The organism is Alkalihalobacillus sp. MEB130 (assembly GCF_032335535.1).
GTDB lineage: Bacteria > Bacillota > Bacilli > Bacillales > Bacillaceae_D > Halalkalibacter.
Map to the genome: position 1 here is coordinate 14,619 of NZ_JAOANA010000033.1, position 20,012 is coordinate 34,630.

Consider the following 20,012-nt stretch of genomic DNA (forward strand, 5'->3'; position numbering starts at 1 on the left):
CTTAAAATTTTTTCTATTTAGATGCTACCTCTATTTGTTCTTTCTCTTTATCTTTTCTTCTTTCCTTTAAGTAAGTTAAAAGTACAAACGTCATAACTAAGGCACTTAACATTACCATTCCATACCCGCCTGTCCCTTCATTTACAAGAATTCGAAACAAACTGCGTAAGAAAAACATAAACGATAGCACATACATAATCAATAACACAGTTTTCTTTGACATATAACCACCCCCTTCTTCATTATTGGTGATACATTGTTAGAATTCAATAAAAATATGGAACTTTCTAAATACATATGAAGTGAATCATTTTTCTTCGAAGTAACACTCATATCTACAATGAAAATAGGTCATTCTATGTATAACATAGTTCAGAATATCACTCCACGACACACATCTTAACTATGTTGCCCCTGCTTAAAGCAGGGGTATTCCTTTAATCGAGTTTGTGCATTTTTAATACTTCTTTTTGCTCCAAGCCTTTTTTACTAAGATAATTATTTTTCCATCCAGCCCAAATAAAATATCCACCTGAAATAACAGCAATGAGATCATTGACAAATTGTTCAGATATTGTTTGGTACCCTAGTAAATTTAAAACCGTATTAATAACCGCAACAATTAAAATCGTAAAGCGACTAATTGATGCTTTATCCATCATACCCCTCCTCTTCTAATAAAAACTACTTCCTTTATTTAGAGCTAGTCTATGTACTAAATTCATTCGTCATGACCATTTAAAAATTACAAGAAAGTCTTTTGTCTTAATAAGTATTTATCGTTTTTTTTGTCAATTTTCTTTTTTCTGCATAGGCTAACGTATACATCATCGATCATACAATTAGAGAGGAGATTCTTCATGTACTATTATGGTATGAACACTGACTATGACTATGGCTATGGCTATGGTTATGGTGGACAGATTTGTGACTATCCAAATGATCAGAAATGGAATTTAGATTGGATCTTAATTCTTGTATTGTTTATTTTATTAATTATTGTAGGAGCTTACTTCTTTTTATAAGAGGAAAATAGAGGTATGAAGGTTTCTTACGAAGAGTTTTCTTAATCAACATAAGGTAAAACCCTCGACACACAATTAGTGTCGAGGGTTTTTGTTTCTCTTAATAGTTTTGCATATATTGGTCACGTTCCCACGGATGTACTTGCGTGCGGAACATATCCCATTCAATTTCTTTTGCTTCAACGAAGTTCTCAACTGCATGCTCACCAAGAGCTTTTACTAGAACATCATCTTTAATTAGCGCATCAATCGCTTCTTTTAACGTTGAAGGAAGGTCATTAATCCCTTCTTCGATACGCTCTTCTTTGCTCATCACGTAAATATTACGATCTGTAGCAGGTGGTGGAGATAATCTCTTTTTCACACCATCTAATCCAGCAGCAAGCATAACAGCCATCGCTAAATACGGGTTAGCAGCAGGGTCTGGACTACGTACTTCGACACGAGTACTTACTCCTCTTGAAGAAGGAATACGAATTAATGGACTACGATTACGCATAGACCAAGCAACGTAAACTGGTGCTTCATAGCCAGGTACAAGTCTCTTATATGAGTTAACGATTGGGTTCGTAATTGCTGTAAATGCTTCTGCATGTTCTAAAATTCCAGCTAAGAATTGCATTGCAGTCTCACTTAATTGTGATTCTGTCCCTTCATCAAAGAAAGCATTTCCTTCTTTTGTGAATAAAGACATATTACAATGCATTCCTGATCCGTTCACCCCAAATAACGGCTTTGGCATGAATGTCGCATGTAGGCCATGCTTACGTGCAATTGTTTTTACTACAAGTTTGAAAGTTTGAATATTATCGCATGCTGTAACAGCATCGGCATATTTAAAGTCGATCTCATGTTGACCTGGTGCTACTTCATGGTGTGATGCTTCAATATCAAAGCCCATATCTTCAAGCTCTAATACGATATCACGACGGCAGTTTTCCCCTAAATCGGTTGGAGCTAAATCAAAATAGCCGCCTTTATCATTTAGCTCTAATGTTGGCTCGCCGTTTTCATCATTTTTAAACAAGAAAAATTCCGGCTCAGGTCCAATGTTAAACGCGGTAAAGCCCATTTTTTCTGCATCTTTTAATACTCTTTTTAGAATACCACGTGGGTCTCCAGCGAATGGTGTTGGTTCCTCACCTGGTTTACCTGGTAAATACACATCACAAATTAAACGTGCAACTCGGCCTTTATCTGGAGTCCAAGGGAAAATAACCCATGTATCTAAATCTGGATATAAATACATATCTGATTCTTCAATTCGAACAAACCCTTCAATAGAAGAACCATCAAACATCATTTTGTTATCTAAAGCTTTCGGTAATTGGTTAACAGGGATTTCAACATTCTTAATTGTACCTAGTAAATCTGAAAATTGAAGACGAATATAACGAACATTTTCTTCGTTAGCAATTCTAAGAACATCTTCTCTAGTAAACTTTGCCATCTTTTATGTACTCCCCTTTCAAAAACTAATGTGTTTTATAGAAAAACAAGTCCAAAATAACCTTGTTTCTTCTTCCCTTATCCTTCTAGCTTGTGCTTAAAATGCATATGTACAGTGAATCTATCGCAAGTTTAATGTTACTAGATGCACTGTGTACTGTCAACAGAATGGTCATATAGGCTTACACCCATTTCACCTACCGTAGAACTTGTTTTACTTTTTCAAATGAATAATGGAATCTATTGCCTGTAGTACGGCGATTTTTACATGCTCGTATGTTAATCCTCCTTGAACATATGCTACGTAAGGGGATCTTATCGGTCCATCTGCTGTTAATTCAATACTGGCTCCTTGTATAAATGTACCAGCTGCCATAATAACCGGATCTTGGTATCCTGGCATTGGACTCGGTTGCGGTGAGACGTGTGCATTTACCGGTGAAGCAGCTTGAATAGCTTGACAAAAAGTAATCATTTCCTCAGATGAAGAAAAGGTAACTGATTGAATTAAATCCGTTCGTCTCTCACTCCATTTTGGTGTCGTATTCATTCCTACTTTTTCTAGCATGGCAGCCGTAAAGATTGCCCCTTTTAAAGCTTGTGATACGACATGGGGAGCTAAAAAGAAACCTTGATACATCTCAAGCAAACTATAGAGACTTGCTCCTCCTTCTGAACCTATACCAGGTGCAGCTAAACGGTAAGAAGCTAACTCCACAAGTTCTCTCTTCCCGACAAGGTATCCACCTGTTTTTACAATACCGCCACCTGGATTTTTAATGAGGGAACCAGCCATAATATCTGCCCCAACTTCGCATGGCTCTCTTGTCTCAACAAACTCTCCATAACAATTATCAACAAAAACAATAACATCCTCTTTAATGGATTTTACAATCTGAATCATTTCTTGAATTTGACCAACTGTATAGGACGGGCGATCCCCATATCCTTTTGAGCGTTGTATTCCGATAACTTTTGTTTGCTCTGTTATCGATTTGCGAATAGTCTCTTCATCTATCCACCCTGATTCTAATAATGGAATTGCATGATATCCAATATCAAACTCTTTTAAAGAGCCATTCCCTGTACCACGAATGCCAACTATTTCTTCAAGTGTGTCATATGGTTTTCCTGTTATGTATAAAAGGTCATCACCAGGCCGTAATAAGCCAAACAGTACAGTTGCAATAGCATGTGTACCTGAAATGATTTGAGGGCGGACTAGAGCCGCCTCTCCACCAAACACTTGTGCATAGATTGATTCCAACGTATCGCGTCCGGCATCATCATATCCATATCCAGTAGACGGAGTGAAGTGAAAATCAGATACATGATGATCGCGAAAAGCCCCCATGACTTTTGCTTGATTATAAAGAGCGATCTCCTCTATTTCGTGATGATGATCTCGAATTTGTTGCTCTACTTCATTTGTTAACGTTTCTAACATTTCTTGGTGCTTTAACCTTAGCATTTCATTACTCCTCAATATTCACTTTCTTTGGTTCAATCACGGAACGTATGGCAAGTTCATGACCTAAAGCCGTATTTGGAAATACATAACCTTTTAGGTCATAATGTTCCGTTTCTTCATTCCAATCTTGCTGTTGAATTAACGTTAATTCACGACATTTTGAAAGAAGACTTCCTTCGTCCGCTTTAAGCAAAACATGATATTCCGACATTTGTTCCATTACTTTTTCTTCAATTGCATGCTTTAGACTAGTTAAATCTTCTTTATCTAATGCACTAATCTCAATTGAGTCTTCATCATGAGACGGAAAGAAATTGTCATCTTTCAATTCACTTTTGTTATAAACAATAAGTTGCGGAATACTTTCTGCATCTAATTGTTGAATCAACTCTTTCACCGTTCTTTCATGTTGTTCATAGTCAGGATTTGAACTATCCACTACATGTAAGAGAAGATCTGCTTCTTGAAGCTCTTCCAATGTAGAGCGAAATGCAGCAACTAACGTAGTTGGTAAATCTTGAATAAACCCAACTGTATCAGATAGAAGAATCTTCATTCCACTTGGTAACTTAAACTGGCGAGTAGTTGGATCTAATGTTGCAAACAGTTGGTTTTCTTCTAATGTATCTACCTCAGCAAGTCGATTTAATATCGTTGATTTTCCTGCATTTGTATAGCCAACAATTGCCACTTGGAAAGCTTCATTTTGTTTTCGACGTTCACGGTAACGTTCACGGTGGCCCACAACAGCTTCAAGTTGATGTTTGATTTCATCCATTCTTCGACGAATGTGCCTACGATCACTTTCAAGCTGTGTTTCCCCAGGTCCCTTTGATCCAATTCCCCCTCCCTGTCTAGAAAGAGCTAACCCTTGCCCTGCAAGGCGTGGAAGTAAATAGGAAAGCTGTGCTAGTTCCACTTGAAGTTTCCCTTCTCTGGAACGAGCTCTAGAAGCAAATATATCTAGAATTAACTGCGTTCGATCAATGACTGTTTTCTTAGTTCGTGTATGAACGTTTCGTATTTGGCTAGGCGAAAGTTCATCATTAAACACAATGGTATCAACCTCTTTTTCATCTATCAGAAATTGCAGCTCATCTACTTTTCCTTTCCCTATATAGGTAGATGGCTCTGGTTTTTGACGATTTTGAGTAATCGTTCCAACAACTGTACCTTTTGCCGTTTCAACCAAGCTCTTCAATTCGTCCATCGAATGATCAAATGCAGTAGGATCTGTTTCAAAGTTGCACCCAACTAGTACGACATTTTCTGTTTCTTTATGATTAATCTCTTGCAAGAATATCCACTTCCTTTTTTTTTCGGACTTGCTTTTAGGGTATCCATCGATTTCGTTCATACGCATCATACCATGAACTAGAAAAAAATAGAAAACAAGAAAGCCAATCAACTGAAAACAAGTCGATTGGCTGAGCATTAATTTAATTTCACGTGTGAGGAATGAAATTTGAAATCCTCCCGTTTCATCGTTAGCAAAGATTCACGATCATAGACATTTTCCCTAAGTAACCGGACCGCTTGCATTCGAATAGCCTCTTCAATAATGTTTCGTATATAACGTCCATTGCTAAATGTTCGTTCTTGTTCGTGTCTAATCTTTCTTATGTGATCACGAATGTGAACTTCCCCTTCTTTTGTTAGTTCATATTCGCGCTCATTTAACATTCTCCTAACCATCTCCATTAACTGTTCAGTTGTATAATTAGGAAAATCAATAGCAATCGGAAAGCGCGAAGGTAGACCGGGGTTAAGAGAAAGAAAATACTCCATTTCTTTTGAATAACCTGCCAATATTAATACAAAATCGTGTTGATGATCTTCCATGGCTTTCACTAACGTATCAATTGCTTCTTTCCCAAAATCCTTTTCTCCACCTCTTGCTAATGAGTAAGCTTCATCAACAAATAAAACCCCACCGCTTGCCTTTTTCAAAACTTCTCTTGTTTTTTGAGCTGTATGCCCAATATATTCTCCCACTAAATCCGCTCTCTCCACTTCCATAAAATGTCCCTTTGCTAAAACACCCATTTGATGCAGAAAGTCAGCAATAATTCGTGCTACTGTCGTTTTACCCGTTCCAGGATTGCCTTTAAAAATCATGTGCAACACTTGTTTACTCGCTTTTAACCCTAGTTCTTCTCGTTTTTCGTTAATATAGATCCATGCATAGATCTCATTTACAAGTCGTTTCACTTCCTCTAAGCCAACATATTCCTCCAGTTTTTCTTCAAACCTTGTTAAAATATCATGTTCCTCTTTAGCATAATCTGATTGAAAAAGGGATTCATTTTTGCCCATTTTCTCAATTGGTTTATGATTTAATACAACATTAATACGCCCTCTATTTTTGGAGTTAACCGGGTTACTCATGATGTACACCCCTTTGCTGTTCCGTTTAAGCCCAACTTTTGTACCCACTATACTATACGCAAAAATAGGCGAACATGTGACAAACATCTAAAACGCTTTTCCAATTAATCAAAAAAGCTTTTGCCTATATTTATCATCATACGCAGAAAGAAATGGAAGGATTACAATTTTTCGTAAGAGCAAAAATGTAGGAGGAGGGTGTAGATAAATAAAAAAGATCGCTGCAGTAGCAACGATCTTAATTCTTACAATCATTAAACATGATCCAGTTCAACTGTTAATACATGCTTAATGTTTTTTATTCTATAGTAAATTTCAGTCGTATATAATGTTTCCGGAGCTGATATTGTTAATTTTATTTGATGTTTTCCACCTTCTAGATCTCTTATTTTCACATTTCTTATTTGGATAGAACTTTTGGGGGCTGTAGGGAAATCTTCACTATTTTTCTCGATTGCAAGAAGTAGATCGGTCATTTTATAGTTAGGTTCCATGACAATCTTTGCAAATACATCTCGCTCCCTTAATGCTCTTGGTCCAACTTTTTTTATGATTGCTGGAAGTAGATTTACAGCCACAATTAATAGGACAACCGCCACTAAAGATGCAAAATAAAGTCCTACACCAACCGCAATTCCTAATCCGGATGCAGACCAAATCATGGCTGCACTAGTTAATCCTGAAATGACATCATTGCTTCTTCTAAGAATAACACCAGCTCCTAAAAAACCAACTCCAGACACGATTTGTGCGGTTAATCGCATCGGATCCATTGCATTAAAGGTCGGTGTGGCAAACATATAAAAAGCTTCTAGGGAGACAATTGTTACAAGACAACTTGCCACACTAATCACCATGCATGTTTTTAATCCAAGAGGTTTATGTTTTAATTGACGGTCAATTCCAATTAACATTCCTAGTAACAATGCTAACGTTAATTTCCCGACAATGACCAGATCAAAAAACATACCTCTGCTCCTTTCTAAATAAAAGATCAACTTATTTAGTTTACCCAATAAATTATTTGTTCACCGATTTTTCATAAAAATATTGAAAACCATACATAAGAATTGATTTTACTAAAAAGAGAATAGAGAGCTCAAACTTCTTTAATTTCTTTAACGACAAGTATTTTATTTGTGTGAACCACGGTACCTGAATGTAAGTAAAGAAAGCATCAATCAACAAGTTTACAAAAAGATATCTAAAAAATCGACCATACGTAAATTTAAAAATCCAAATAGAACCAACGAAGAATGGTCCGAAAATTAACGGAACAATTCCCCAGACTTTAGGGTGCAGTTTTTCACGGAATATCCACCATTTCCGGTTTTCAGCTACATATGCTTCTATTAAAAGATAGATGGACATTGCTATAGCACCTGGATAGAACCTCCTAATGTCTTGCTTTCCGATGAATGGCATCGTGAGCCATGGCAAAAACATCATTGCAACAATAAAAACTTTTGGATATCTCATACAACTTTTCCTACCTTTTTTTCTTTATCGTTCCTAGAATGTTGTCGTTTTATTTGCAAAATCAAAATACTTTCTTATTTAAGCTTTCCTTTGTAAAAAAGCACTTTTTTTCTTGCACTGAAATGCGTTCCATCAATTACCATCAAAACAAGAGGAGGGAGAATGATGGATATATTTATTGGAATCTTATGTCTTTTTAGTTTATGCATGATTATTCTTATTTTAACGAGCCTTATTTTAACAAACACTAAAGAAATTGACCCTTGCCGTAAAAAGGACCCTTATCGTTACTTGTTTCATGATCACATTTTTGACGAGAAGTAGAATTGTGAAATGTAGGTAATAAACTAGGAGGCCCCTAAAATCTATGCAGGAATTTATCAATTGACATCAAATAGTATCATTATGAAAGGAGGGGGATTTATGGAGTATTTATTTCCTTCATTTATTGATCAATACATCGATGAGTTAGCGAAAAAAGGGAGAAAAGATTCAACCATTCAACGCTATATGTATGATTTAAATGATTTTGCGTATTGGCTTCACAAAGCACGTTCAACAACCGAATACATTAACTGGAAGTCCATTACAAAAGATGAACTTGATCTTTTTTTTCACGTTTTATCAGAAGAAAGAAAGTATAATGTAAGGACGATCAGACGAATTCACAGTGTTTTGAAACAAGTTTATCAATACCGAAAATCTCTGGGTCAAAGTGAATTAAGTCCTATACAAGAAATCATCCCTCCTGAACTACATTCAGGGCCGCTACAAGAATCTGAATGGGTGGATCAAAATGAACAGAGACAATTGCTTTCGACTCTTTCATCAAAAAACGGACTATCTGAACAACAATTAGAAATGTTCTCATTTTATAAAGAGCGGAATGAATTTATTGTACGATTGTTTTTACATTATGGTTTAACGTTACATGAAGTCCAACAACTATCCATGAATGACCTTAGATTCGAGCGAAATGAAATTCATATTCAAGAAGACAACCGAATTATCTTGTTAAAGGAAAATGACAAACAATTGGCCTATACGTACTTTAAAGCAATACCAGAACCGGTTCGCCCTCGCTTTTATAGTCAAGATCCATTTTTCGTATCATTTGACTTCAAGCGAAAAACATTTCATTGGTCGTACGATGACGACGAGCCAAAACGTATGTCACCGATTGCGATTCAAAAAATGGTTCGGATGGAAGTAAAACGTGCAAAATTACGAAAGGGGATAAGTGCTCAAACACTTAGAAATACGTTTATTTTGACTACTCTTTTACATGGAGAAAGCTCCGATGAACTAGTTCAAAGAATTGGCTACACAACCCCGTTATCAATGAACCGTTACAAAAATACAATCGACTCCATAACTGAAAAACAAAAACAACGTTTACTAGCGGGGATTTTATAACCCCGCCTTGCTCAACATGTAAATTGCTGTCTCTCTAATCAAAGTCGAGGTTCTTCCTAGAGAGAAGTAATCTACCAAACTGGAGAAGAGATCAAAATAAAAAAAGCGCCAAGTCGGCGCTTTTTTCTATTCTTGTTCTTCAGACTTCAATTGCACATTACGTTGTGGCGCAAAGGTGGAAATAGCATGCTTATAAACAAGCTGTTGCTTTCCTTCCGTTTCTAAAATGACCGTAAAATTGTCAAAGCCCTTGATTAATCCTCGGATTTGAAATCCATTTGTCAAAAAGACTGTAACGGAAATATTATCTTTGCGTAATTGGTTTAAAAATTGATCTTGAATATTAATCGGTTGCTTCATCGGGGTGTCCTCCTCTAATTGACTCTCTCTTTATTTCGATATAAATGGCAGTTTTCCTTCAATAAAAGAAGAAATTTCCTGAAAAGTTTGATCCGTCAATCCATCCGTCATGTCAAACCATGTCGCATCTGTCTTATTTCGGAACCACGTTAGCTGTCTTTTAGCATAGCGCCTTGAATTTTGTTTCAATAAGTCAATCGTTTCATCCAATGAAGAATTACCTTCGAAATAATCATACAACTCTTTGTATCCTATCGCTTGAACTGATTGACAACCTCTGATTCCAGCATCATATAATGCTCTCACTTCTTCTAGTAGGCCTTGTTCCATCATCAAGTCAACACGCTGGTTAATTCGTTCGTAGAGCCTTTCTCTGTCCATTGTTAGGCCAATAAACGCTAGCGAATAAGGCGATTCAGTCTGTTCTTCCCCTTGTTGCTCAGAAAAAGGAATTTGTGTAACATGCGTGACTTCAAGTGCTCGAATCACGCGCCTAACATTATTCGGATGAATTCGTTCAGCTGCTTTCGGATCGACTTCTCTCAGTTTATTATGTAATGATTCATTGCCTATTTCGCTTACTAGCTGTTCAAGTTCTTGTCTATATTGTTCGTCTGTGGGCATGCTTTCAAACTGATATTGTTTTGTAATGGCATTCACATATAGACCAGTCCCTCCAACTAATAGGGGGATATGTTTTTTTCTATTAATCTGAGAAATTAAAGGAATGCATGTATCTTGAAATTCGGCAACAGAAAATGATTCTTGCGGGTGCTTGATATCGATTAAATAATGAGGAACACCGTCCTGTTCCTCGTCCGTAACCTTGGCGGTACCAATATCCATACCTTTATACACTTGCATGGAATCTCCACTAATTACTTCACCATGATACTTTTTTGCAAGCTTAATACTAAGTGCTGTTTTTCCAACAGCAGTTGGACCGACAATGACAATCAGTTGTTCTTTCATCATCTTCTCCCTAATTCATTCATTTCAAACCTACGTTAAAATGATTATTTTTTTATTTCAATATTTCCATAATGGAACGCCGCATGCTGCCTTTTTATCACCTGAAAACCAAATCGTTCAAAGCGCTCACTTGCATAGTGATCTTTCAAAACGACTCGTGACCTTGCTATACGTAACGCTTCTTCTATAACATGGTCGGATAAATCATCGTGACAGGCAAACTGTTTTAATGCTCTGATCCCTGTTGAACTTGATATATGTTGTTCAAACATAGGATCAAAATAAACAACATCATAAGAGTTCTCGGCCAACTTAGGCAGATAGTCGCTATGGTGAGCATGAATGACTTCAATTCGCCTCATCGAATTAATCATAAGTGAACTCCCATCTTGCCATGATTGTAGACCAGTGCGAACAATCCAGGCAAGAATTTGATTGGCCTCAAGTCCAGTTACATGTCCAGTCTCTCCAACAGCTAACTGCGCCACTAGACTATCCGATGCTAAACCTAATGTACAATCAAGAAAAGACATTCCTGTACTTAAGTCAGCAGCTGCTACAAGCGGATCGTAATTCGTTTTTTGATATTGCTTTACCCGAAACATTGCTGAATTCGGGTGATAAAAAAAAGGATCTCCTCCTTGTTTAGAATAAAGAGAGGTTTTTCCTTTTCCTATTACTAGAACATCATCTTTGTAAAAAGAAATCATCTCTTCAATAGAGACATCCTTTCGTGGAACAAATTGCCCTTCTAACTCTAAGGTTATCAATTGTGCACGTCCCTCTAAAACATCCGCACCTTTTCTTGTAGTTGTTACTATCATTTTTATATCCCCTACTATTATCTTTCCTTGTATGTTTTAAACCCTGCTTGGCAATTTCTTGCCGTACAATCGTGAAGCAACCTCCTTAATTACGTACGAACATCCCTTTCTCTGTGCGAACATGGGGCGATGGCTTCTCTCGTCGTGCGCCTTTTAGGAGAAACCCGCTCCTAAAAGGCTTATAACATTACGACGGCTCCGCTTACAGCTTTGAGTTCAAACCAAAAGTGAAATGAGCCTTTCCACCCCTTACTCTGTGCTAACATAGGGCGATGGCTTCTCTCGTCGTGCGCCTTTTAGGAGAAACCCGCTCCTAAAAGGCTTAAAACATTACGACGGCTCCGCTTACAGCTTTGAGTTCAAACCAAAAGTGAAATGAGCCTTTCCATCCCTTTCTCTGTGCGAACATGGGCGATGGCTTCTCTCGTCGTGCGCCTTTTAGGAAAAACCCACTCCTAAAAGGCTTAAAACATTACGACGGCTCCGCTCATCGCTTCGAGTTTTTACCAAAAGGAAAGATCGACCTTTTGGTAAAAACTCTACATCACTCGTTTAAACATTTTTTCTAATGCATATGTTGAGAAGTGAACAAGAATGGGTCGTCCGTGTGGACAGGTGAATGGATCGCTGCTTTTTCTCAGTGATTCAAGAAGGGCAAACATCTCATCTTGGCGCAGATGACGATTTGCTTTAATTGCGGCTTTACAAGACATTAAAATAGCGGCCTCTTCTCGCAGCTTCTTTAAATTTACACTTCGATTTTCTAATAAATAGTCAATAATTTCACGGATGGTTTCTTCTTCTTGTCCCTTCGGCAACCAAGTGGGATGCGATCGAATAATAAATGCTTGTGTTCCAAATTGTTCTGGAAAAACTCCCACGGTGTGAAGATCATCTAAGTGTTCATTGATGATTGAAAACTCCTGTGCTGTACATTCAAGTGTAATAGGTACGAGCAGTTCTTGAACATGCGGACTAACCTCAGCCACTTTGTCTCTAAAAAACTCGTACTTGACTCGCTCTTGGGCAGCGTGCTGATCTATTAAATACATTCCTGTCTCATTTTGCGCAATTATATACGTCCCATGCATTTGTCCAACAGGATAAAGAACGGGAACGCGTTCAAGAATGCTCTCTTCTTCCTTTGTCTCAACCTTACGAGGCTCTACTTCTTTTATATTAGTTGCTACTACATTCTCCTGAGAACTTTCTTGTTGCTCTCTCTCTTTATTTTGTTGAGGCAAAGGGTTCTCATAAGTACTGTCCGTCTGAATTAAACGGTCATATCCTTTTTCCGGAGAAGCTAGAGCTTCATACTGTTCTTCTTTTACTTGAATCGTGGGACTTGTTCTTGCTTCTATCGGTGTATCAAAATCAAATGAAACTTGTTCACTTTTATAGCTTTCAAAATTTGTACGTTGTTTTGTATCAGCTGATGGAATTAATGTTTCCGTTTCGAATAATCGTTTGATTGATTGTGTAATTAATTGACCTAATTCTTCCTCTTTGCTTAAACGAACTTCTAATTTAGAAGGATGAACATTCACATCAATTAGTTTTGGATCCATTTTTATGGAGAGGACGACCAGTGGATAGCGACCAATTGGTAGCAATGTATGATAACCATCCTGAATGGATCTTGCAAGTGCGTAATTGCGAATATATCTACCGTTAACAAAGATAGACATATATTGTCTAGAGGCTCTAGTTAATTCAGGCATCCCTACAAATCCGCTTATCTCATAATCAAGTGAACGCCCTTCCACATGTTTAACTTTTTTTGCCACATTTCTTCCATAGATGGAGGCAATGACTTGACGTATATCACCATTACCTGATGTTTTTAAAACTTCTTTTCCATCATGCGAATATTCGAATGATACGTGAGGATGAGCTAATGCCAAGCGATTTACAATGTCGCTGACATTCCCTGCTTCTGTGTGGACGGTTTTTAAGTATTTCAGTCTCGCAGGAGTATTATAGAAAAGATTGGTAACTTGAATTTCTGTACCTTTTCTAGCTTTTGCAGCTTTCTTCTCCTTTATGACTCCACCTTCTATCACGATTCCCGTACCTGGTCCACTCCCCGTGTTCGTGGTCATACTAACAAAAGCTACTGATGCTATACTCGGCAATGCCTCTCCACGAAACCCTAACGTTCCAATTTGAAACAGGTCACGATCCGTCCGAATTTTACTTGTTGCATGCCGATAAAAAGCTGTCTCCACCTCTTCAGAAGCAATCCCATCTCCATTATCAATAATTCGAATGGAAGACAGGCCTCCTTCCTCAATTTGAACAATTATTTGAGAACTATTTGCATCAAGTGCATTTTCAACTAACTCTTTTACTATCGATGCAGGGCGCTCGACAACTTCACCTGCAGCAATTTTGTTTGATAACGCATCATCAAGCTTTATGATTTTCGTCATCGAACCCCTCCTTTACTTTAATAGTCGTTGCAATTCATTTACGAACTGGATCGCCTCAATCGGCGTCATATGAAGAACATCTTTTTTCACAAGTTTTTTTATTACCTTATCTTCTTGTCCAGAAAGATTTGCTTTAACCTTGTTTTCTTTTGTCGTGTCCTCTTCAAACAAGGTCAACTGCTGATCGATTAAGGTCACTTTCGGCTCCGGTTGATTGGTTGATGGAGCTTTCGTTGAGACAGCACTGCCTTCATACTGCTTTAGCAATGCCTCTGCCCGTTCCGTCACTTGACTCGGTAGCTCTGCTAATTCGGCAACATAAATTCCATAGCTTCGATCAGCTTGTCCATCAATAACCTTATGCAGGAACACTACCGTTCCATTCTCTTCTACTGCTGACACATGAACATTTTGCAAATCCTCTAGTTCTTGATCAAGTTGAGTTAACTCATGATAATGGGTAGAGAAAAGCGTTTTTGCCCGGACCGTATCGTGAATATATTCAATAATCGCTTGAGCGAGAGCCATTCCATCATACGTAGATGTACCTCGTCCAATCTCATCTAGCAGTATTAAACTGTTTTGTGTTGCTTTTGTGAGAGCATAACGTGTTTCTAGCATCTCAACCATAAATGTACTCTGCCCACTTGCCAAATCATCGGCTGCACCAATCCTTGTAAATACTTGGTCGAAAATCGGTATTTCACAAGACGTGGCAGGCACATAACAACCAATTTGCGCCATTACAGCTAACAAGGCCAACTGGCGCATATACGTACTTTTCCCTGCCATATTCGGTCCAGTTATAAGAAGCATTTCCCTTCCTTTTTTCATATGAACATCATTTGCTACATATTGACCTTTTTCAATAACCGTTTCAACGACTGGGTGGCGGCCATCTATTATAGAAATCTCTCTCTTTTTTGAGAAGACAGGTCTTATATAATGTCGTTGTTCACTAACTGTCGCGAATCCCGCCAGTACATCTATCTCGCTAATAGAATGGGCTAATGTTTGAATGTATTCTAAATATTGTTTAGCCTCATCTCTTACAAGGACAAATAAATCATACTCAAGCTGTTCCATTTTCTCTTCTGCTTCCAAAATTAATGCTTCTTTTTCTTTTAGCTCCGGCGTAATGTAGCGCTCTGCATTGGTTAACGTTTGTTTTCTTTCATAACGTCCTTCCGGCAGTAAATGCATATTCGCTTTTGTGACTTCAATATAATAACCAAATACCTTGTTAAACCCAATCTTCAGCGAACGAATTCCCGTTTCTTGACGTTCTTTTTGTTCAAGCTCTGCAATCCACTGTTTTCCATTTTTACTTGCATCACGGTAAGTGTCGAGTTCTTCATGAAAACCAGAACGAATCATCCCACCTTCTGTAACAGAAATAGGTGGCTCTTCTACTAGACTACGATCAAGCAAGTCAATTAATTCAAATACACGTTCCTCTTCCGTAAACCAATGATTTTTAGAAGTTGGTACCATTTTTCCGACCAATTGTTTTAAAACTGGTACCTTCTCTAAAGAACGTTTTAACTGAACCAATTCTCGGGCATTTACGCTACCGTAAGCAATTCTACCCGCTAATCTTTCTAGGTCATACACATGTCGCAATTCATCACGCAATTCTTCTCTCTCAAAATAAGACTCGAGAAAGGCAGAAACAATCTCCAACCGTCCATCTATTGCTGATTGATCAATTAGAGGTCGCTCTAACCAGTTTTTCACAAGTCTTCCACCCATAGCTGTAACCGTCTTATCTACAATTGAGAGTAAAGACCCCGCTTTCTTCTTCTCTCTTAGTGATTCTGTTAGTTCGAGATTTCTCTTCGTATGAGTATCCATTTTCATAAACAAATCTGAATGATAATACGTTACTTTTTGCAGATGATTAAGAGAACGTTTTTGGGTTCGAATTAAATACTGTAATAGTCTAGCAAAGCTCTCACGTAATTTCTCAGATTGAAGATCCACACAAAGATCCTCATAACGTGGGTCTAATTCGACTTGGTCTTCAAAAGAGATCGTTACCGAACACTTCTCTTGTATTTTCTTTAAAATTGTTTCATCAAGGTTAGATGCAACGACTAACTCCTTTGCGTTTGAACTCGCAATATCATGAATGACATCTTCAAGGTCCTTACTAATTAACGTTGCAGCACATTCTCCAGTTGTTAAGTCTGTTCTCGCTAACCCAAATGATTGATCCTTAAAAGACGTTAATGCAACTAAATAATTGTTTTCCTTCTCTTTAATGACATTTCCGTTCATCATTGTACCAGGTGTTAGCATTTTTACGACTTCACGCTTGACCACACCTTTTGCCTCTTTTGGGTCTTCCACTTGTTCACATAAAGCAACTTTATAACCTTTTTCAATGAGACGGGACATATATTGATCAGCAGAATGATGAGGAACTCCACACATGGGAATGCGGTCCTCACCTTGTCCTCGACCTGTTAATGTAATTTCTAATTCTTGCGCAGCAAGCTTCGCATCCTCAAAAAATAATTCATAAAAATCGCCAAGACGAAAAAATAAAAAGGCATCTTGATGCTGCGCCTTTATTTCTAAATATTGTTTCATCATAGGGGTAATTTGTGTCATGATAGTCCTCCACCGTACATAATTAATACGGTTTATTATATCATAGTGACTATAAATCTCGCATTAGGGAGTCTTTTACTATCTATGTATATGAATACTTTATAAAAAAATGGAGCAAGCTTCATAGCCTGCTCCATCGCCTTATTTATCAAATTCACTGTGTAGAAAATTTGGATCAAGACGCTCATACTCTTCGTCAGATACATCATCTGTAACAGCTGCTGCTGGAAAATCCTCTAAATGCCCATCCGGATTCACCGCTACAGCTACCTTTGTTTCACCGATGCACTCAACTAAAAATTCTCGCTCCACCTGCACATCTACATTCGCACCATTTTCAGATATCGTTGCCTCTAACGTGTTCGGTTGCTGAACCGCACGCGCAATAACATCCATTTCATCAGATAACACGTTTTCGTCTTGCATAGATAGTGGAATCACATCAGAATAAGTAACAGTTTGCGTTGCAACATCTGTCTTCGTATTTTTGTTATACGAGAACCAAACGTTGATATCATAGCTCCCTTGCACCACTACAGAGTCGCCCTTCTTTTCTGCTGAGTACTTATGGTTAATAATCCAACAGCCTAGAATGCTTGACGGTCTGTGTGAAGGGCTAATCGTATGAGTTGCTTCTGAAAACTTACGACCTTTTCCACATACCGCTTTTGTAATAATTTCACGATAGTTAAATTTTTGAGACATGAAACAAAACCCTCCTCTTTCTCATATCATATCGAGTTGTCGGTCGCTCGTGTCGGCTCGTCGTGCCTAATTCGCTCCGCCAAATGCTTCACTGTCATCCTATGCAGGGCGAATAACCAATGTGCGAAAAAAATAAAATGAAAGATGATAGCAAAGCGTTATCTGTAACACGATATGTTGAGTTTACAAAGTTTAGTACATCAATCGAGAAAAGTTTTAATAAATATCTTTTTGCAAGTGAAAAACAGAGGTAAATAGGTTCATCGTTTTTCTATTTAAAAGCACATTCATATATCAAGTATATGTGAGCTCATAAAAAAATGAACTAATATATAGAACTAAAAGAAAACAGATCTATTTTCTTTGTAAGAAAACAAATCTGTTTTTTTATATCTATTAAACTTAACTACATCCACCATCAAAGTATGGATTTTTTGTTGTGGTCCCTTTTAAAAGATCTCCGCCCATTGAAGTAATAATCTCATCTGTTACCGTTTTAGAGATGGTATTTGAGACCATTTGTAATAATTCATTTACTTCAATTTGGCTTGATTTAAACTCTTGAACAAGTGGGATCGAATCTATTTCTTCGTGCAATGCATCAATTTTTGCTTCCACTTCTTTTAAAGCTTCAGATTTCCCATAATGTTGAAGGTTTACAGCTTCTTTTTGAAGCTTTTTAATTTGAGCAATTAGTTCTTGTACTTTTAAATGCTCATTGATTTGTTTTTCAGCACGTTTAAAGAAATCTACTTCTTCCGTCTCTGCCATCATTTTAGCTAATTCTTTTGCTTTTGTACGAATATCTTCTCTTGTATAAGTTGTTGTCATTAGTTATTTACCTCCGCCATTTTAACCATTTCACCATTAAGAGACCATGTTTTAGCTTCTGTCACTTTGACAAAAACAATTTCACCAATAACTGATTTAGGTGCTTTAAAATTAACTAGACGATTCGTTCTCGTTCGTCCTGCCAATACTTCCGGATTTTTCTTACTTTCCCCTTCAACAAGCACTTCCACAATTTGATCTTGGTAATCAAGATTTTTCTTTGCTGAAATTTCATTGACTAGCGCATTCAGTCGTCCTAGTCGCTCACGCTTTACTTCCATTGCAACATTGTCTTTCATTTTTGCTGCTGGTGTTCCTTCACGCGGTGAATAGATATAAGTAAACGCGCTATCAAACTCAATTTCACGCACAAGAGAAAGGGTCTCCTCAAATTGTTCTTCAGTCTCATTTGGAAATCCTACAATTAAATCGGTTGTAAAGGATGCATTTGGAATCGCCATTTTAATTTTGTGAGCAAGATCTACATACTGCTCTCTTGTATACTTTCTTGCCATCAATTTTAAAATTTCAGAGTTTCCATGCTGAACTGGCAAGTGAATGTGTTCAACCAAGTTTCCACCTTTTGAAAGAACAGAAATTAAATGATCATCAAAATCTCGTGGATGACTAGTTGTAAAACGAACACGTGGAATATCGATCTTATGAATTTCATCCATTAAATGCCCAAGACCGTAGTCCCTGCCTTCTAGGTCTTTTCCATAAGCATTTACATTTTGTCCAAGCAAGGTAACCTCTTTATACCCTTGTCTCGCTAAATCACGCACTTCTGCAATGATATCTTCCGGAAGACGGCTTCGTTCCTTTCCTCGCGTATATGGAACAATGCAATACGTACAGAATTTATCACAGCCATACATAATGTTAACCCATGCTTGTGTTTTGCCTTGACGGGCACGTGGCATGTTTTCAACTATGTCTCCTTCTTTAGACCAAACTTCTACAACCATTTCTTTTCCGTAGATTGCATTTCTAAGAAGCTCAGGTAGACGATGAATGTTGTGAGTACCAAAAATCAAATCAATATGCTGATGTTTTTGCATAATACGGTTAACAACCGTTTCTTCCTGCGACATACAGCCACATACCCCAACAATTAATTCAGGACGCTCAACCTTTAACGTTTTTAGGTGTCCTATTTCACCAAATACTTTATTCTCTGCATTTTCACGAATAGCACATGTGTTTAGTAGAATAACATCAGCTTCTGTCGTTTCATCTGTTGATTCAAATCCCATTTCCAGAAGTAAGCCTGCCATATTTTCAGAGTCGTGTGTATTCATTTGACAACCGTACGTACGAATTAAAAATTTCTTCCCATTACCAATCCCTTTCATCTCTTCAGGAATTAAACTATCTGGGCGTAAAACTTGCACATCTTCTTTCCCACGACGTTTGCCTTGTTTATAATCGGGTTGATCATAAATGGAAATTTCTCTTCCTTCAATTCGAATCGTCTTTTTGTTTTCTTCCTCGGAAATGACTTTTACGTTTGAGAAATCAAAATATTTACTATAATCTTTTTTGGGCTTTTCTTTATCTATAGGCTTATCTGTATTCCCTAAACGTCCTAAACGTTGATCTTCATTCATTAGTAAAACTCCTTCCATCTAGCTTTTCCAAGCAAACAAATAGAAAGCCCACTTGATGTGAGCGAAATTTTGCATAGATTCCTTCATACATTATACGTGGAAGTTTCAAGAAACTCAATGAATCTTGTTTGTCTATCTTTTAACAAGTCCGTACTTAATTGGAAGTACGGGAAAAACGACGTTTTTTCACAATGAAGAAACGTCGTTTTTCCCGTAACAATATCATATAGTTTCAACTTTTGTGCGAATTGGCTTAATAGATCGCAGCGGCTTGGCCCATCACTTCGCGGAAAACAAAAAAGGGAAAATCACCCTTTTTTGGCGAACATGGTGATGGCTTCACTCGCTGCACGCCATTTAGGAGAAGATCACTCCTAATTGGCTTAATAGATCGCAGCGGCTTCGCCTATCACTTCGCGGAAAACAAAAAAGGG

At 37.6% G+C, this 20,012-nt stretch carries 19 protein-coding genes; 3 read left to right on the forward strand and 16 right to left on the reverse strand.

What is annotated here, in order from left to right; translation table 11 throughout:
- Nucleotides 1–13: 13 nt before the first annotated feature.
- Nucleotides 14–223, reverse strand: a complete 210-nt coding sequence (locus tag N0O92_RS21975) for a hypothetical protein (RefSeq protein WP_315616993.1) — start codon at nt 221–223, stop codon at nt 14–16.
- Nucleotides 224–437: 214 nt separating this feature from the next.
- Nucleotides 438–659: a phage holin gene (locus N0O92_RS21980; RefSeq protein ID WP_315616995.1), complete on the reverse strand. Its 222-nt coding sequence runs from the start codon at nt 657–659 to the stop codon at nt 438–440.
- A gap of 201 nt (nt 660–860) precedes the next feature.
- Here N0O92_RS21980 and N0O92_RS21985 point away from each other — a divergent pair, with 201 nt between their 5' ends.
- Nucleotides 861–1,025 (forward strand): sporulation protein YjcZ, encoded by a 165-nt coding sequence (locus N0O92_RS21985; RefSeq protein ID WP_315616997.1) that lies wholly within the window; start codon nt 861–863, stop codon nt 1,023–1,025.
- 100 nt (nt 1,026–1,125) lie between these two features.
- Here the strand turns inward: N0O92_RS21985 and glnA are convergent, their stop codons facing one another.
- From glnA to N0O92_RS22015, 6 genes are all read right to left on the reverse strand, one after another.
- Nucleotides 1,126–2,475 carry a type I glutamate--ammonia ligase gene (gene glnA / locus N0O92_RS21990; protein ID WP_315616999.1) on the reverse strand — a complete coding sequence of 450 codons (1,350 nt, stop codon included), beginning with the start codon at nt 2,473–2,475 and terminating at the stop codon, nt 1,126–1,128.
- A gap of 213 nt (nt 2,476–2,688) precedes the next feature.
- Complete coding sequence (locus N0O92_RS21995; RefSeq protein ID WP_315617001.1) at nt 2,689–3,945, reverse strand: methionine gamma-lyase family protein; 1,257 nt, start codon at nt 3,943–3,945, stop codon at nt 2,689–2,691.
- Nucleotides 3,946–3,949: 4 nt separating this feature from the next.
- On the reverse strand, nt 3,950–5,242 hold the full coding sequence (hflX, locus tag N0O92_RS22000) for a GTPase HflX (protein WP_315617003.1): 1,293 nt from the start codon (nt 5,240–5,242) through the stop codon (nt 3,950–3,952).
- A 137-nt stretch (nt 5,243–5,379) separates the two neighbouring features.
- Nucleotides 5,380–6,333, reverse strand: a complete 954-nt coding sequence (spoVK, locus tag N0O92_RS22005; RefSeq protein WP_315617005.1) for a stage V sporulation protein K — start codon at nt 6,331–6,333, stop codon at nt 5,380–5,382.
- Nucleotides 6,334–6,587: 254 nt separating this feature from the next.
- The gene (locus N0O92_RS22010; RefSeq protein WP_315617007.1) at nt 6,588–7,301 is read right to left on the reverse strand and encodes an MgtC/SapB family protein; all 714 of its coding nucleotides are present in this window, start codon (nt 7,299–7,301) and stop codon (nt 6,588–6,590) included.
- Nucleotides 7,302–7,353: 52 nt separating this feature from the next.
- Nucleotides 7,354–7,812, reverse strand: a complete 459-nt coding sequence (locus N0O92_RS22015; RefSeq protein ID WP_315617010.1) for a hypothetical protein — start codon at nt 7,810–7,812, stop codon at nt 7,354–7,356.
- 165 nt (nt 7,813–7,977) lie between these two features.
- Here N0O92_RS22015 and N0O92_RS22020 point away from each other — a divergent pair, with 165 nt between their 5' ends.
- Entirely contained in the window at nt 7,978–8,136 is a 159-nt protein-coding gene (locus N0O92_RS22020) for a hypothetical protein (RefSeq protein ID WP_315617012.1), read from the forward strand.
- A gap of 99 nt (nt 8,137–8,235) precedes the next feature.
- Nucleotides 8,236–9,228: a tyrosine-type recombinase/integrase gene (locus tag N0O92_RS22025; RefSeq protein ID WP_315617014.1), complete on the forward strand. Its 993-nt coding sequence runs from the start codon at nt 8,236–8,238 to the stop codon at nt 9,226–9,228.
- A 126-nt stretch (nt 9,229–9,354) separates the two neighbouring features.
- Here the strand turns inward: N0O92_RS22025 and hfq are convergent, their stop codons facing one another.
- The 8 genes from hfq to miaB form a co-directional block, all read right to left on the reverse strand.
- Nucleotides 9,355–9,588, reverse strand: coding sequence for an RNA chaperone Hfq (hfq, locus tag N0O92_RS22030; RefSeq protein WP_034632138.1), 234 nt, complete (start codon nt 9,586–9,588; stop codon nt 9,355–9,357).
- 30 nt (nt 9,589–9,618) lie between these two features.
- Nucleotides 9,619–10,560: a tRNA (adenosine(37)-N6)-dimethylallyltransferase MiaA gene (gene miaA / locus N0O92_RS22035; RefSeq protein WP_315617016.1), complete on the reverse strand. Its 942-nt coding sequence runs from the start codon at nt 10,558–10,560 to the stop codon at nt 9,619–9,621.
- 44 nt (nt 10,561–10,604) lie between these two features.
- A complete protein-coding gene (locus N0O92_RS22040; protein WP_315617018.1) occupies nt 10,605–11,384 on the reverse strand; it encodes a class I SAM-dependent methyltransferase in 780 nt (259 codons plus the stop codon).
- A 539-nt stretch (nt 11,385–11,923) separates the two neighbouring features.
- On the reverse strand, nt 11,924–13,816 hold the full coding sequence (mutL, locus tag N0O92_RS22045; RefSeq protein ID WP_315617020.1) for a DNA mismatch repair endonuclease MutL: 1,893 nt from the start codon (nt 13,814–13,816) through the stop codon (nt 11,924–11,926).
- A gap of 12 nt (nt 13,817–13,828) precedes the next feature.
- A complete protein-coding gene (gene mutS, locus N0O92_RS22050; RefSeq protein WP_315617022.1) occupies nt 13,829–16,432 on the reverse strand; it encodes a DNA mismatch repair protein MutS in 2,604 nt (867 codons plus the stop codon).
- A 141-nt stretch (nt 16,433–16,573) separates the two neighbouring features.
- Nucleotides 16,574–17,137 carry an outer spore coat protein CotE gene (locus N0O92_RS22055; RefSeq protein ID WP_315617024.1) on the reverse strand — a complete coding sequence of 188 codons (564 nt, stop codon included), beginning with the start codon at nt 17,135–17,137 and terminating at the stop codon, nt 16,574–16,576.
- Between the two features lie 402 nt (nt 17,138–17,539).
- Nucleotides 17,540–17,968, reverse strand: a complete 429-nt coding sequence (locus N0O92_RS22060) for a YlbF/YmcA family competence regulator (RefSeq protein WP_315617026.1) — start codon at nt 17,966–17,968, stop codon at nt 17,540–17,542.
- Nucleotides 17,968–19,578, reverse strand: a complete 1,611-nt coding sequence (miaB, locus tag N0O92_RS22065; protein WP_315617028.1) for a tRNA (N6-isopentenyl adenosine(37)-C2)-methylthiotransferase MiaB — start codon at nt 19,576–19,578, stop codon at nt 17,968–17,970. The genes N0O92_RS22060 and miaB overlap by 1 nt, the downstream gene beginning before the upstream one ends.
- Between the last annotated feature and the right edge of the window lie 434 nt (nt 19,579–20,012).

What these genes read in the sequence shown, in the direction of transcription:
- N0O92_RS21980 (WP_315616995.1), bottom strand. Translation starts at nt 659, where the DNA reads ATGGATAAAGCATCAATTAGTCGCTTTACGATTTTAATTGTTGCGGTT.
- hfq (WP_034632138.1), bottom strand. Translation starts at nt 9,588, where the DNA reads ATGAAGCAACCGATTAATATTCAAGATCAATTTTTAAACCAATTACGC.
- miaA (WP_315617016.1), bottom strand. Translation starts at nt 10,560, where the DNA reads ATGAAAGAACAACTGATTGTCATTGTCGGTCCAACTGCTGTTGGAAAA.
- N0O92_RS22020 (WP_315617012.1), top strand. Translation starts at nt 7,978, where the DNA reads ATGGATATATTTATTGGAATCTTATGTCTTTTTAGTTTATGCATGATT.
- N0O92_RS21985 (WP_315616997.1), top strand. Translation starts at nt 861, where the DNA reads ATGTACTATTATGGTATGAACACTGACTATGACTATGGCTATGGCTAT.
- mutL (WP_315617020.1), bottom strand. Translation starts at nt 13,816, where the DNA reads ATGACGAAAATCATAAAGCTTGATGATGCGTTATCAAACAAAATTGCT.
- N0O92_RS21975 (WP_315616993.1), bottom strand. Translation starts at nt 223, where the DNA reads ATGTCAAAGAAAACTGTGTTATTGATTATGTATGTGCTATCGTTTATG.
- glnA (WP_315616999.1), bottom strand. Translation starts at nt 2,475, where the DNA reads ATGGCAAAGTTTACTAGAGAAGATGTTCTTAGAATTGCTAACGAAGAA.
- N0O92_RS22025 (WP_315617014.1), top strand. Translation starts at nt 8,236, where the DNA reads ATGGAGTATTTATTTCCTTCATTTATTGATCAATACATCGATGAGTTA.
- N0O92_RS22040 (WP_315617018.1), bottom strand. Translation starts at nt 11,384, where the DNA reads ATGATAGTAACAACTACAAGAAAAGGTGCGGATGTTTTAGAGGGACGT.
- N0O92_RS22060 (WP_315617026.1), bottom strand. Translation starts at nt 17,968, where the DNA reads ATGACAACAACTTATACAAGAGAAGATATTCGTACAAAAGCAAAAGAA.
- N0O92_RS22055 (WP_315617024.1), bottom strand. Translation starts at nt 17,137, where the DNA reads ATGTCTCAAAAATTTAACTATCGTGAAATTATTACAAAAGCGGTATGT.
- N0O92_RS21995 (WP_315617001.1), bottom strand. Translation starts at nt 3,945, where the DNA reads ATGCTAAGGTTAAAGCACCAAGAAATGTTAGAAACGTTAACAAATGAA.
- mutS (WP_315617022.1), bottom strand. Translation starts at nt 16,432, where the DNA reads ATGACACAAATTACCCCTATGATGAAACAATATTTAGAAATAAAGGCG.
- N0O92_RS22010 (WP_315617007.1), bottom strand. Translation starts at nt 7,301, where the DNA reads ATGTTTTTTGATCTGGTCATTGTCGGGAAATTAACGTTAGCATTGTTA.
- spoVK (WP_315617005.1), bottom strand. Translation starts at nt 6,333, where the DNA reads ATGAGTAACCCGGTTAACTCCAAAAATAGAGGGCGTATTAATGTTGTA.
- N0O92_RS22015 (WP_315617010.1), bottom strand. Translation starts at nt 7,812, where the DNA reads ATGAGATATCCAAAAGTTTTTATTGTTGCAATGATGTTTTTGCCATGG.
- miaB (WP_315617028.1), bottom strand. Translation starts at nt 19,578, where the DNA reads ATGAATGAAGATCAACGTTTAGGACGTTTAGGGAATACAGATAAGCCT.